Source organism: Aeromonas sp. QDB54 (genome assembly GCF_027707385.1).
Taxonomy (GTDB): Bacteria; Pseudomonadota; Gammaproteobacteria; order Enterobacterales; family Aeromonadaceae; genus Aeromonas; species Aeromonas hydrophila.
In genome coordinates this window covers 81,568-94,796 of the sequence record NZ_JAPCIT010000019.1, presented here as the reverse complement: position 1 = coordinate 94,796, position 13,229 = coordinate 81,568, and the positions used below count along the sequence as shown (strand labels likewise).

General features: G+C 63.1%; 13 protein-coding genes. 7 read left to right on the top strand and 6 right to left on the bottom strand.

Features of this window, described 5'->3' with window-relative positions; all coding sequences use genetic code 11:
- Positions 1–37: 37 nt before the first annotated feature.
- Complete coding sequence (gene leuE, locus PG881_RS17965; RefSeq protein ID WP_041216145.1) at positions 38–676, bottom strand: leucine efflux protein LeuE; 639 nt, start codon at positions 674–676, stop codon at positions 38–40.
- A 275-nt stretch (positions 677–951) separates the two neighbouring features.
- Between leuE and PG881_RS17960 the strand changes: the two genes are divergently transcribed.
- Positions 952–2,172: an MFS transporter gene (locus PG881_RS17960; RefSeq protein WP_158196397.1), complete on the top strand. Its 1,221-nt coding sequence runs from the start codon at positions 952–954 to the stop codon at positions 2,170–2,172.
- Positions 2,173–2,464: 292 nt separating this feature from the next.
- Here PG881_RS17960 and PG881_RS17955 read toward each other — a convergent pair whose 3' ends face one another.
- Positions 2,465–3,649 carry an NAD(P)/FAD-dependent oxidoreductase gene (locus tag PG881_RS17955; RefSeq protein WP_270801829.1) on the bottom strand — a complete coding sequence of 395 codons (1,185 nt, stop codon included), beginning with the start codon at positions 3,647–3,649 and terminating at the stop codon, positions 2,465–2,467.
- 160 nt (positions 3,650–3,809) lie between these two features.
- Complete coding sequence (gene ftnA, locus PG881_RS17950; RefSeq protein ID WP_016348910.1) at positions 3,810–4,334, bottom strand: non-heme ferritin; 525 nt, start codon at positions 4,332–4,334, stop codon at positions 3,810–3,812.
- Between the two features lie 209 nt (positions 4,335–4,543).
- On the opposite strand from ftnA, the gene PG881_RS17945 reads away from it, so the two are divergent.
- Positions 4,544–6,334, top strand: a complete 1,791-nt coding sequence (locus tag PG881_RS17945; RefSeq protein ID WP_270801827.1) for a GGDEF domain-containing protein — start codon at positions 4,544–4,546, stop codon at positions 6,332–6,334.
- A 15-nt stretch (positions 6,335–6,349) separates the two neighbouring features.
- Here the strand turns inward: PG881_RS17945 and fabV are convergent, their stop codons facing one another.
- Positions 6,350–7,537, bottom strand: a complete 1,188-nt coding sequence (gene fabV, locus PG881_RS17940; RefSeq protein WP_270801800.1) for an enoyl-ACP reductase FabV — start codon at positions 7,535–7,537, stop codon at positions 6,350–6,352.
- 466 nt (positions 7,538–8,003) lie between these two features.
- Here fabV and PG881_RS17935 point away from each other — a divergent pair, with 466 nt between their 5' ends.
- Positions 8,004–8,438 carry a universal stress protein gene (locus tag PG881_RS17935; protein WP_010635648.1) on the top strand — a complete coding sequence of 145 codons (435 nt, stop codon included), beginning with the start codon at positions 8,004–8,006 and terminating at the stop codon, positions 8,436–8,438.
- Between the two features lie 191 nt (positions 8,439–8,629).
- Positions 8,630–9,643, top strand: a complete 1,014-nt coding sequence (gene trpS, locus PG881_RS17930) for a tryptophan--tRNA ligase (RefSeq protein ID WP_270801797.1) — start codon at positions 8,630–8,632, stop codon at positions 9,641–9,643.
- Here trpS and PG881_RS17925 read toward each other — a convergent pair.
- A complete protein-coding gene (locus tag PG881_RS17925; RefSeq protein WP_270801795.1) occupies positions 9,622–10,596 on the bottom strand; it encodes a LysR family transcriptional regulator in 975 nt (324 codons plus the stop codon). The two genes, trpS and PG881_RS17925, sit on opposite strands and share 22 nt — an antisense overlap.
- Before the next feature lie 91 nt (positions 10,597–10,687).
- Here PG881_RS17925 and PG881_RS17920 point away from each other — a divergent pair, with 91 nt between their 5' ends.
- Both PG881_RS17920 and PG881_RS17915 read left to right on the top strand, forming a co-directional pair.
- A complete protein-coding gene (locus PG881_RS17920) occupies positions 10,688–11,587 on the top strand; it encodes a DMT family transporter (protein WP_016348905.1) in 900 nt (299 codons plus the stop codon).
- Positions 11,572–11,733 carry a hypothetical protein gene (locus tag PG881_RS17915; protein WP_016348904.1) on the top strand — a complete coding sequence of 54 codons (162 nt, stop codon included), beginning with the start codon at positions 11,572–11,574 and terminating at the stop codon, positions 11,731–11,733. Before PG881_RS17920 ends, PG881_RS17915 begins: the two co-directional genes overlap by 16 nt.
- 138 nt (positions 11,734–11,871) lie before the next feature.
- Here PG881_RS17915 and PG881_RS17910 read toward each other — a convergent pair whose 3' ends face one another.
- A complete protein-coding gene (locus PG881_RS17910; protein WP_270801793.1) occupies positions 11,872–12,330 on the bottom strand; it encodes a DUF6314 family protein in 459 nt (152 codons plus the stop codon).
- A 43-nt stretch (positions 12,331–12,373) separates the two neighbouring features.
- Here PG881_RS17910 and PG881_RS17905 point away from each other — a divergent pair, with 43 nt between their 5' ends.
- On the top strand, positions 12,374–13,228 hold the full coding sequence (locus tag PG881_RS17905; protein WP_011704084.1) for a carboxylate/amino acid/amine transporter: 855 nt from the start codon (positions 12,374–12,376) through the stop codon (positions 13,226–13,228).
- Position 13,229: the final 1 nt, after the last annotated feature.

Below are 13,229 nucleotides of genomic sequence, written 5' to 3'. Positions count from 1 at the left end.
GCAAACGGGCGACCGGGATTGGGCAATGCCCTGGCCATCAGGATGACAACGTGGCCAGCCGGGCGGCAAAGCCCATGAAGAAGAGGCCGATGAGGCCGTTGCCGAGTCTGGCGAGGCGCACCTTGCGCGCAAAGAAGCGCGCCATCAGGGTGCCACCGAAGATCAGCAGGGTGAGATAGACGAAGCTCATGGCCTCCAGCATGCTCGCCAGCACCAGGTAGGAGACCCAGGTGTGGGCGTAGTTGAAGTCGACAAACTGCACGAAGAAAGAGACGTAGAACAGGATCGCCTTGGGGTTGGTAAGGCTTAAGGTGAGCGCCTTGGAGAAGTAGCGCTCGCCGTGCTCGACCACCGGCGCCTGCCCTTCCCGCCTGGCGATGAAGTTGGCATGCAGGATCTTCACCCCGAGATAGAGCAGATAGAGGGCCCCCAGGTAGCGCACCAGGGTAAACAGCAAGGGGGTGGTGCGAATGAGGGAGGCGATGCCCAGATAGGCGCAGAAGATCAGGATGGCGTCGCCGACGAAGACCCCGAGGGCCGCCTGGTAGCCCGGGCCGACGCCGCGGCTCGCCCCGGTGCGCAGCACATAAATCGAGTTGGGCCCCGGCGCTATGATGATGAAGAAGAGCCCGACCAGATAAGTCCAGACATTGATAACCCCCAGACTCTCAAACATGGCGCGCCCCTCTGGACCTGGAAAACAGCCCGCTCAAACAGGTCCAGACATTGATGACTCCCAGGCTTTCGAACATGTTCCCTCCATGGCGGGTGGTGACCCGGATAACACAGCGACGGCTTTCTATACTAATCCGCCGCCCGCCGAGCACAAGTGCCGATCCGTGATCGGTTGCCCCATTCGCTCACAGCACGCTTCCGGCCCCACTTTGTAGTGTCCAGACGCATCGGGATCAGGCATGTTAAGCCATACCCAGACTCACAGAACCCGTCCTCATGGAAAAGAGCCTCAGTACCGATCAGCCACTCGCCGCCGCTACCGCGCACGACGCCTTGAATCGCACCACCTATCCGGTGATCGCCGCCATCAGCTTCTCGCACCTGTTGAACGACATGATGCAGTCGGTGCTGCTGGCCATCTATCCGCTGCTCAAGCTCGGCCTCAACCTGTCGTTCGCCCAGATCGGCCTCATCACCCTCACCTACCAGTTCACCGGCTCGCTGTTGCAGCCGCTGATCGGCCTCTACACCGACCGCCGGCCCATGCCCTATTCATTGCCGTTCGGCATGGGCTTTACGATGATCGGCTTGCTGTCGTTGTCGCAGGCGGCCAGCTTCGGCGCCGTGCTGCTGTCGGCCATGCTGATCGGCATCGGCTCGTCGGTGTTCCACCCGGAATCTTCCCGGGTCGCCCGCATGGCGGCCGGCAGCCAGCCTGGGTTGGCGCAATCGCTGTTCCAGATCGGCGGCAATCTGGGATCGGCCATAGGCCCGCTGCTCGCCGCGCTGATCATAGTGCCGCAGGGCCAGGGCAGCGCAGCCTGGTTCTCGCTGTTCGCCCTGGTCGGCGTCATCGTGCTCAGCCTGGTCGGGCGCTGGTCCAGCCACCACGCCGCCAACTTCCATAAACGGATGAAAGCGCACCTCGGCCATGGTCTGAGCCGTCGCCAGATCGGCTGGTCGCTGGCCATCCTCGGCCTGTTGATGTTCTCCAAATTCTTCTACATGGCCAGCCTGAGCAGCTATTACACCTTCTACCTGATGGACAAGTTCAGCCTGTCGCTGGACAGCGCCCAGCTCTATCTGTTCGCCTTCCTGTTTGCCGTCGCGGCGGGTACCGTGCTCGGCGGGCCAATTGGCGATCGCATCGGCCGCAAGCGGGTGATCTGGATCTCCATCCTCGGCGTCGCCCCCTTCACCCTGCTGCTGCCCCATGTCGACCTGTTCTGGACCTCGGTACTCTCGGTCATCATCGGCCTGATCCTGGCCTCGGCCTTCTCCGCCATCCTGGTCTACGCCCAGGAGCTGGTCCCCGGCAAGGTCGGCACCATATCAGGCCTGTTCTTCGGCTTCGCCTTCGGCATGGGGGGCATAGGGGCGGCCCTGCTGGGCCAGCTGGCCGATGCCACCAGCATCGAAACCGTGTACCAGGTCTGCGCCTACCTGCCGCTCATCGGCCTGCTGACTGCGTTCTTGCCAACCCTTAGAAAGGGATAACGGGCCACCCCGCGAGGGATACCACCCATAAAAAACGCGGCCTGAGCGGCCGCGTCTGAAGTGGATGAGGGCAAGGGTAGGTCAGCAGTACTGGCCAGCCACCCAGCCGCCGGGGCTACAGCCCCACTGGAAGTTGCCCCCCAAAGGCCGCTATCGCGCTCATCGACGATACAGAAGCAGCCTCCATCAGCAGTACTGGCCGGCTACCCAACCGCCGGGGCTACAGCCCCACTGGAAGTTGCCATCGCAAAGGCCGCTATCGCGCTCATCGACGATATAGAAGCAGCTTCCATCAGCAGTACTGGCCGGCTACCCAACCGGAGGACCAGGCCCACTGGAAGTTGTAGCCACCGAGCCAGCCAGTCACGTCCACCACCTCGCCGATGAAATAGAGACCGGCCACCTTGCGCGCCTCCATGGTCTTGGAGGAGAGCTCGTTGGTATCCACCCCCCCCAGGGTCACTTCGGCGGTGCGATAACCCTCGGTGCCGTTGGGCAGGATCTGCCAATCCCCCAGCAGGGTGGCCACTGCCTCCAGCTCCCGCTCGTTGTATTGGCGCATTGGCTTGCTGACCAGCTGGCCCAGCTCCACCAGCTTGTCGACGAAGCGCTTGGGCAGCTCGCGCCCCAGCACGGTTTTCAGCTCCTGCGCCGGATGGGCCTGGGCCCACTCCCTGAGGGTGGCGGCGATGTCGAGCTCCGGCAGCAGGTTGATGTGGATCTTCTCCCCCGCCAGCCAGAAGGAGGAGATCTGCAGGATGGCCGGGCCGGAGAGGCCGCGATGGGTGAACAGCATGGCCTCCTTGAAACAGGTGCCATCCTCGGCAGTCACCGCCACCGGCAGGCTGACCCCGGCCAGATCGGCGAAGGCCTCTTTCTCGGCCTGATGCAGGGTAAAGGGCACCAGCCCGGCGCGGGTCGGCAACACCTTGAGGCCGAACTGCTCCGCCAGCTTGAAACCGTAGGGGGTGGCACCGAGTTTCGGCATGGAGAGGCCGCCGGTGGCCACCACCAGCGAGTGGCAGCTGATCTCACCCTGACTGGTGGTCAGCATGAACCCCTCTTCGCGCTTGCTGACGGTGAGGATCTCGGTCTGGAACTGCAGGGCCACGCCGGCCCAGTCGCACTCGGTCAGCAGGATGTCGACTATCTCCTTGGCGCTCTCGTCACAGAACAGCTGGCCCAGGGTCTTCTCGTGATAGCTCAGGCCGTGCCGGTCCACCAGATCGATGAAATCCTGCTGGGTGTAGCGCGCCAGCGCCGACTTGCAGAAGTGGGGGTTGGCCGAGAGGAAGGCGTGGGGGCCGGCCTGATGGTTGGTGAAGTTGCAGCGGCCGCCGCCGCTGATGAGGATCTTGCGGCCCGGCTTCTTGGCGTTGTCGAGCACCAGCACGGAGCGGCCCCGATAACCGGCCTGGGCCGCACACATCAATCCGGCCGCCCCGGCGCCGATCACCACCACATCAAACTGCTTCATCATCACTCACTCATCAAAAGAAAAACGGCCCCTTTATACGAAGACCGTCATTGTATCCGGCAAAAACCAGCACCGCGGTTTCATGGCTGCCGCAATAGAAAACGGCCCCTGTTGAGAGGGGCCGTCATTGTACTGGCTGAACACTAAGTGTCCACGACTATCAGGCGTTGCCATCCATGATGCTGGCAGGGGCGCCCTTGGCCAGCTCGGCCAGCTCCTTGTCGATGAAGTAGAGGCCCTTGCCGTCTTCACCCACCAGCGACAGGCGGTCGACGATGCTCTTGAACAGCTTCTCCTCTTCATGCTGCTCGGCCACGTACCACTGCAGGAAGTTGAAGGTGGAGTAGTCCTGGGTGGTGAACGCCACGTGGGCCAGGCCGTTGATGCACTTGGTGATGTGGTATTCGTGCTCGAGGGTGGTACGGAAGATGTCACCCAGCGACTTGAACTCGTGGGGAGGGGCATCGATGGCACCCAGCAGCGGCATGGCACCGGTCTCGCTCACGTAGGTGAACAGGCGCTCCATGTGCTGACGCTCCTCGACGGCGTGCTGGCGCAGGAAGTTGGCCGCCCCCTCGAAGCCCTTGTCCTCGCACCAGGCGCTCATCTGCAGGTAGAGGTTGGAGGAATAGAATTCAAGATTAATCTGCTCGTTCAACTTCTCGATCATGGCTTTGGCCAACATGATGATTCTCCACTGTGATTTGGTCACGATTGTCGCCACAGTTTCGTTATGAAGCAACCAGATACCGCTGCCCAAGCTCTCAGTTGTGACAGCTTTTCGCCTCATCCTATCCCCCATACGGTTATAGAGAAGCAAAGAAACATGGTGTAGGTGGATTCAGCCATTATGATGGCGCCAGTGGTCGGGGAAAGGATTCAATGAGATTCATAATGGCACTGGCGCTGCTCTGGATGACCCAGCTGCAGGCCACTCCCTCCTTGCTGAAAGAGGCTGAACTGCAGGCGGCGCGCGATCCCGTTGGCTATCTGCAACGCCTCGACGCCAACCCGCAGCAGGACATGGAGCAGTTTTACGCCAGAGCCCTGGCCCAGGCCTCGCTGGGGCGCTATCCGCAAGCCCTGCTCGACAACGCCCGTGCCCGCGGGCTGGCCAGTGCCCAGCAGGAGACCCTGCGCCTGCTCGACTTCCGCTTGCAGCAGATCGCCCTCACCCTGGATACCGAAGCGCCGGATCAGGCGCTCACCCTGCTGGAGCAGCTCAAACCCGCCGTCGCCGGTCATCCGCAGCAGACCTCCGAGTGGCACGCCCTGAACGGGCTCGCACTCTATCGCACCCAGCAGCTCAGTGCAGCGATCGCCGAGCTCAAGACCGCCTTTCGCCTCAAGCAGACGATACCAGACTCCACCATCGCCAGCCTGCAGTGCGCCCGCCTGCTGATGACCCTCGGCAACCTCTATGCCGACCTCAATCTGGCACGGGAGGCCGAAAGCTATTACCTGGAGGCGCTGCAGCGCATGGTGCAGCTGGACGAACCCAACAGCCAGACCATCATCCGGGCCAACATGGCGCGGCTCTATATCGATACCGATCGCCCCGCCCAGGCCAGACGGCTGCTGGACAATCTGCTGGCCAACCCGGCGCTGGCGCCGGACTACCGTGCCATCATCCTCGGCTATCAGGCCATGGCGCTCAATGCCGAGCGCGACTGGGCCGGCGCCCTGCGCGCCCTGGACGAGGCGCTGGCGCTCTATCAGCAACTGGGCTACCCGGAAGCCGGGGTGCGTCTGCTGGAGACCCGGGCCAGGGCACTGCAGGGCAGCGGCGAGAAGCAGCTGGCGCTGCAACTGCTGACCAGCCAGGGGCCTGCCGGTGCCGGCAGCAAGGCCTTGCAGGCCAGCCTGCTGGCGGATCAGGGACGCTATCCCGAGGCCTACCAGGCGCTCAATGAATACGTGAACGACTACAAGCAGCACTTCAACCAGACCCTGAGTCAGCATGCCGCCGCCTTCCAGGCCGAGATGGATCTGGCCCGCAGCGAGGCCAGCAACCGGGTACTGCAACAGGAGAACGAGAACAAGCGCCAGCAGCTGCTCCATCAGCAGAGTGCCCGCCACTACCAGCTGGCGCTGGTCGGCCTGCTGGCCAGCGCCCTGCTGCTGCTGGGCGTCACCACCCACCGGCTGCACCACAGCTCGCGCCACCTCTACAAGCTGGCCACCTTCGATCAGCTGACCGAGCTGCCCAATCGCCGCGCCCTGCTGGAACGGCTGGCCACCCAGTGGCAGCAAGAGGGCCCGCTCACCCTGCTCATCATCGACATCGATCACTTCAAGCAGATCAACGACCGTCACGGCCATCAGGCGGGAGACAGGGCCATTCAGCGGCTGGCGCGGGAGCTGAGATCCTGGGCACCCGACCTGCAGCTGGTCGGGCGCTGGGGCGGCGAGGAGTTTCTGGTGGCGGTGCCGCTGCCGGCGGCGGATTGCTGGTATCTGGCAGAGCAGCTACGCCAGCGCATCGGCCAGATCGACAAACCCCGCATGACCATCAGCATCGGGGTAGCCGGCCGTTCGACCGCCGACGACGGGCTGGGCCAGCTTATCCACCGGGCCGACATGGCTATGTATCAGGCCAAGCGCCAGGGCCGCAACCAGACCATTCTGGCCGCGGAACCGAACAACCCGGAGCAGCCGGAGGCGCTGGCCAGCAGCGTGGCCTGACTTCAGCCCCCTGGCTCAGGGCAGCAATTCGCTGAGCGAGGCCAGATCCACCGGCGCGCCGTAGTCGACGCCCGGCAGCTCGAAGCCGTTGAGCTGCATGAAGTCCTGCCGCAGCCCGGCAAAGTCCCCCAGCGCGTGGAAGTTGTCCGGCGTCACCTTGGACCAGAGCGCCGAGACGGCGGCCTGAGTGGCCGGGTCCAGCTCGTGGTCATCCATCCGGATCAGCCGGTTGCCGTCGGCCACCACCCCTTGCGGGCCGTACATCTTGCTGGCGAACAGCCGCTGCATCTGCTCGATGCAGCCCTCGTGGACGCCGCGCTCCTTCATCACCCCCATCAACAGGCCCAGATAGACCGGCAGCACCGGAATATAGGCGCTCGCCTTGGTCACCAGCGCCTTGCAGACCGACACCCAGGCGTGGCCGCCAATCTCCGCCAGCTGCAGGTTGATGGTCTCGGCGGTGGCGTGCAGATGCTCCTTGGCATAGCCGATGGTGCCGTCCCGATAGAGGGGGTAGGTGGATTCGGGGCCGATATAGGAGTAGGCCACGGTTTGCGCGCCGGGCGCGAGGCAATCCGCCTGCTGCAGCGCCTGCAGCCAGAGCTGCCAATCCTCGCCGCCCATCACGCTGACGGTGTCGCGGATCTCCTCCGGGGTGGCCGGATCCAGCGACTGCTGCACTAGGGTGTCCTGTTCCAGATCCAGTCCCCAGCCGCTGAATGGCTGGCCGGTGGTCTTGAGCACGGAGCGCACTTGCGTGCCGTCAGGCAACACCCGGATGCCGCTCGCCAGCGAGTAGATCACCAGATCCACCTGCCCCAGCTGCTGGCGGATGGTGTCGATAGCCTGCTGGCGCATCCCGATGGAGAAGGCATCCCCGATCAGATTGATGGCGATGCGGCCGGCCTGCTCCGCCTCCTTGCGAAACCAGATGTTGTTGTACCAACCGGCGCTGCCCGGCCCCTTGTCAGAAGGGCCCCGCTCGAATGACACGCCGACGGTGTCGGCCCCGGCTCCGAAGGTCAGGGCAATGCGCGACGCCAGCCCGAAGCCGGACGAAGCGCCCAGCACCAGCACCCGTTTCGGCCCGTTGAAGGAGCCCGCCGCCCTGACGCTGGCAATCTGTTGCAACACGGCGGCGCGGCAGCCGATGGGGTGACAGTTGCGGGCGACGCAGCCCTGGATCTGTGGGTGAATGATCATCAAGGAGTCTCCAAGGAATCAATACGATACGCGAAATGACGGTCGCAGACCGGCCCGTATCCAACCGGGAAACGGTGTTCAATGGCCAGCGACGGTCTGCCAATGGAACTGGCTACAGCATAACCAAGCGAGACGGGATTACCTTGATGTCGGGCGGAATATCGGCGAGAAGGCGGCAGAAAAACAAAAGGGAGCGCGAGGCTCCCCAAAGCGGTATTCAGATGCTTTTTGTTGTTTTGTGTTCATTGCGAAGCACGGGCACATCCTATGCCTGTCACCGGCCGCGGGCAAGCCGGCGGGTGTGACCTGCTTCAAACTCCTGTTCGATTTATAGCCAGTTTATTAGCTGTCGTCGGCGACAAGCTCCATAAGAAACTCGTTTAAATCCCAAAACTGTGCCGGGGACACCATTTTAGTTTCAGCAGACATTGGTATAGTGGACTCAGGATCAGTGAGGAGAACTCCCATGAATGGAACCTATTACAAACACATACTGGCCGCGATCGACCTGTCGGAAGACAACCGCAAGGTGATCGAGAAGGCGGTCGACCGGGCCCGCTCCAACGGCGCCAAGCTGTCGGTGATCCATGTCGATGTGGACCTCAAGGATCTCTACACCGAGATGATCGATATTGACATCGACAACGTGCAGGATCAGGTGATCGCCGAAGCGAAAGAGAAGCTGGAAGCCTTCTTGGCCTCGGTGGACTACCCCATCGAGAAGAAGCTGGTGATCTGCGGTGATTTGAGCGAGCGGGTCAACCAGGCGGTCAGGGATTACCAGATCGATCTGCTGGTGTGCGGCCACCGCCAGAGCTTCTGGAGCCTGCTCACTTCGAGCGCGCGTCAGCTGATGAATACCGTGCCCTGCGACCTGCTGGTCGTCCCCTTGCAGAAGTGATCAAACAGGCGTAGTTTGATTTGCCATGAATATGACCTCATTCAATCACAACTACTGGTGGTGCCGCTCTTAAACAGGCGGCACTGCTTTTCTATGTAAAATTTCCCAAAGAAAACACCGTGACCGCCGAGAGGCGGTCATTGTTTTCATCCCTTTGTCGCCTCCCGGCTCACCCAACTGGAGAGAGTGACATGCACAACCCCGTTATCCTGACCGGCGACCGTCCCACCGGCAAACTGCACATCGGCCACTACGTCGGCTCGCTGCGCCAGCGCGTGGCCGCCCAGCACCATTACCGCCAGTTCGTGATGATCGCCGACCTGCAGGCGCTGACCGACAACGGCCACAACCCGGCCAAGGTGACCGACCACGTGCTGGAGGTGATGGCCGATTACCTGGCCGCCGGCCTCGACCCGGCCAAGACCACCTTCTGCCTGCAGAGCGCCCTGCCCGCCCTCGCCGAGCTGACGACCTATTACCTTAACCTGGTCAGCGTCGCCCGGCTGGAGCGCAACCCCACCGTCAAGGCGGAGATCCAGCAGAAAGGGTTCGAGCGCAGCCTGCCGGCCGGCTTCCTGATCTATCCGGTCAGCCAGGCCGCCGACATTACCGCCTTTCGTGCCACCCATGTGCCGGTGGGCGAGGATCAGCTGCCCATGTTGGAGCAGACCAACGAGATCGTTCGCCGCTTCAACTCTCTGGTGGGCAAAGAGGTGCTGACCGAGTGCCAGCCCATTCTGAGCGACACCGGCCGCCTGCCCGGCATCGACGGCAAGGCCAAGATGTCCAAGTCCCTCGGCAACACCATAGAGCTCGGCATGTCGGCGGAGGAGATCAAGCAGGCGGTGTTCGCCATGTACACCGACCCCAACCACCTCAAGGTGAGCGATCCGGGTCAGGTGGAGGGCAATACGGTGTTCGCCTATCTGGATGCCTTCCACCCCGACAAGGGGCTGGTGGCCGAGATGAAGGCCCACTACCAGCGCGGCGGACTGGGGGACATGCGTTGCAAGCAGGTGCTGAACGACTGCCTGCAGACCTTGCTCGCCCCGATGCGGGAACGGCGCGAGGCGGCCATCGCCGACAAGCGCCAGCTGCTGCGCCTGTTGCAACAGGGCACCGAGCAGGCGCGCACCCTGACCGACGAGGTGCTGGCCGAGGTGAAGGGGGCGATGGGGCTCGACTACTTCGCCGGATTGAACTGATCCGCCCCGCGCTGCGCCGGGCTGCCGAGCGCATCCGCGCCGTAGCGCTCGAACGCCAGCCGGTGCAGCAGCCCCTTGAACCAGCCGATCGCCTCGTCATGGGCGGTGAGCGGGTGGCCCGCCATCAGATAGACGATGGGGATGTCAGGGTCCAGCTGGTGCAGCCGCAGCGGGTAGTAGCGGCAGAAGTGGCGCCCGATCATCTCGGGCACCACCACCAGATAGCGACCGGTGGCCATCAGCGGCGGCACCGCCATAAAGCTCGGTAATCGGACACCCAGTTCACGTTCCACCCCGAAGCGGGCCAGCCAGAGATCCACCATGGCCTGGCTATGGCCCCAGCTGGAGGTGTGGATGTGGGGCCGGCTGACCAGATCGTCCGGCCCCAGCACGTCCGGCAGTTCGCTGCCAAGGGGCGACAGACAGACCAGCGGGTTGTTGAACCAGGGCTCGCGCCACAGCCGGGGCGAGAGGTGATTGGCATCGGCGAAGCCGATCACCAGATCCAGCTCCCCCTTCTCCAGCTCCCGCTCGTAGTCGCTGTCGGCCAGCTCGCATACCTCCAGCCGGCAGTGCGGGGCATGCCGGTGCAGCCGCTCCACCAGCACCGGCACCAGGCCATGTTCCACCGAGCCCGGAGTGGCTATGCGAAAGATCCGCCGCGCACTGGCGGGGTCGAACCCCTTGGCCTGCCGCAACCCCTGCTCCAGCATGGCCAGCGCCTGGCGCACCGGGCCGGCCAGCGCTTTGGCGCGCTCGGTCGGCATCATCTCGCGCCGGCTCATCACGAACAGGGGGTCGTCCAGCGCCGTTCGCAGCCGCCCTAGGGCATGACTGACGGTGGACTGGGAGAGGTGCAGCCGCTCGGCGGCACGGGTGACGTTGCGCTCCTGCATCAGCATGTCGAACACCGTGAGCAGGTTGAGGTCGAGGCGGGAAAGGGGCAGTTCCATCGATATTGGCCATGGTTGAATGACGACAATTCATTTTTGGCATAGTAGCAGATTGCATAGAATGCGCAGGCGAATTACATCGGAGATTAAAATGCGTAGCTATCTGTTGTTGCTGGCGATTGGCCTGTTGTGGGGCTCCCAGTTCATTTTCATGCATCAGGCCGTGACCGAATTGCCCCCCATCATGGTGGCAGCGGGTCGCGCCTTGTGTGGCAGCCTGACCCTGGGTCTGCTCTGCCTGTTCATGCGTCTCAAGAGCGAACACACCCCGTGGCGTACCTATATGCTGATCGCCCTGCTCGATGCCACCCTGCCCTTCATCATGGTGGCCTGGGGCCAACAGTATGTGGATAGCGCCATCGCCGCAGTGGTAATGGGTTGTATCCCGTTTGTCACCATCCTGATGGCACCCTTGTTGGTTTCCGGTGAAAAAATCACCAAGGGCGGTCTCGTCTCCGTGGTCATCGGCTTCGTCGGCGTGCTGGTGCTGTTCTGGCCGAAACTGGCCAGCGGCATGAATGCCGGCCTGCTCGGCGCCATGGCCATCCTGTTCGGTGCCAGCTGCTTCGCCATCGGCCTGCTGATGATCAAGCGCTTCGCCAAGGACCACCCGGTGGTCGTGGCACGCAACATCCTGATCTCTTCGGCCATCCAGCTGCTGCTGGCCGCGCCGTTCGTCACCGATCTGAGCGCGCTCACCATGCCGAGCCAGCATGCCATCGGCGCCGTCGCGGTGCTCGGGGTGTTCTGTACCGGTCTGGTCTACTTCCTCTACATGGCGCTGATCCAGAAGGCGGGCCCGACCTTCGCCTCCTTCAGCAACTACCTGGTGCCGCTGTTCGGCGTCATGCTGGGTGCCCTGTTCCTCGGCGAACAGATCCAGTCCACCACCGGCGTGGCACTGGCCCTGATCCTGGGCTCGGTCGCCCTCAACCAGTGGGCCCAGCAGCGCCGCGTCCAGCGGGAGGCTGCCCTATGTCAGGCATCCTGACCACGCTCTGCGGCGGTCTGGTGGTGATCGCCGGCTGGCAGTATCGCCAGCGGCTGATGGGTCTGCTCGGGCTGTTGATGGTGCTGCTGCCCTGGTTCTTCGACAGCAAGCTGCAAGCCATGCTGAGCTATGCGCTGAGTGCCTGAAGCCCATCTCTGAATGTGTGACGAGAGTGTATCTCTCCTGTTTTTGGGACCGTTTTTCAAAAAAACCTCCGATTTGTCCCTTCTACCGGCGCTCTGCGCCGGTTTTTTTATGCCTGCCTTGCCCCGTCCTGCCGCCCGTCACACCCGATAGCGATAACTCAGTCGCTCGTTCTTGCGCGGGCCGGTGATCTGCCAGCCGAGCAGAAAGCCGTCCCCGGTCGGCGTCAGCTCGGCGCTGTAGTGATCCTGACCGCACAGGTGAGGCTCGGCGGTGAGCCAGCGACCACCCGCCTGAGGCAGCAGCTCGAACAGCACCACCGGCTGCTCGTAGCGCAGATGGGAGAGCCGGATCCCCTGCTCGCAGCGCTGCCACCAGAAGCGGTTGTGCATGGTCAGCACCCGGCCATGGGGCGTGGTGTAGCGGCCCTGCTCGGCAAACAGCCAGCCACCATGATGATCGGTCACCGTCACTTCCCCCTCACCACTGCCACACCAATCGGTGGCCGAGCCTTCCCCGTTGCTCGCGGTAAAGGCAAATGCTCCGATCTGTGGCAACTGGCGCCATAAACGCTGGATCAAGGCTTCCATCTCGGCCATCATAGCCCCCTTCAAAATTGACAACTGACGACAAATCAACCACATGAACTACTTGATAGGGGTTACCCTGCTCTGGTCATTCTCTTTCAGCCTGATCGGGGTCTACCTCGCCGGTCAGGTGGATGCCTACTTCTCGGTACTGACCCGCATCGTGCTCGCCAGCCTGGTGTTTCTGCCCTTTCTCAGACGGCGCTGGTTGCGGCCCGACCTGGTGGCCAAGCTGATGGCCCTCGGCGCCACCCAGCTCGGCATTATGTATCTGTTCTATTACCACTCCTTTCTGCTGCTGACGGTGCCGGAAGTGCTGGTGTTCACCATCTTCACCCCCATCTACGTCACCCTGATCCATGACCTGCTGGAGCGGCGCTTCAAGCCCACCTATCTGTGGGGAGCCTTGCTGGCGGTGCTGGGGGCGGCCGTCATCCGCTTCGACGGGCTGACCGAGAGCTACGTGCTGGGCTTCCTGGTGGTGCAGGGTGCCAACATTTGCTTCGCCATCGGCCAGGTCGGCTACAAGGTATTGCTGGCACGGGAGAAGGAACAGCCCCCCCAGCTCGCCGTGTTCGGTTGCTTCTATCTGGGCGCCCTGGTCGTGGCCCTGCCCGCCTGGCTGCTGCTGGGCACGCCGCAATACCCCACCAGTACCCTGCAGTGGGGCATTCTGTTGTGGCTGGGGATAGGCGCTTCCGGGCTTGGTTACTTCCTGTGGAACAAGGGGGCGACCCAGGTCAGCAGCGGTGTGCTGGCCATCATGAACAACGCCCTGATCCCGGCGGGTCTGCTGGTCAATCTGCTGCTGTGGGGCAAGGATACCGACCTGCTCAGGCTCACCCTGGGCGGCCTGCTGATGCTGGCCTCCCTCTGGGTATGCCAGCGTCATGGGGTAAGTGAGCGCTGAC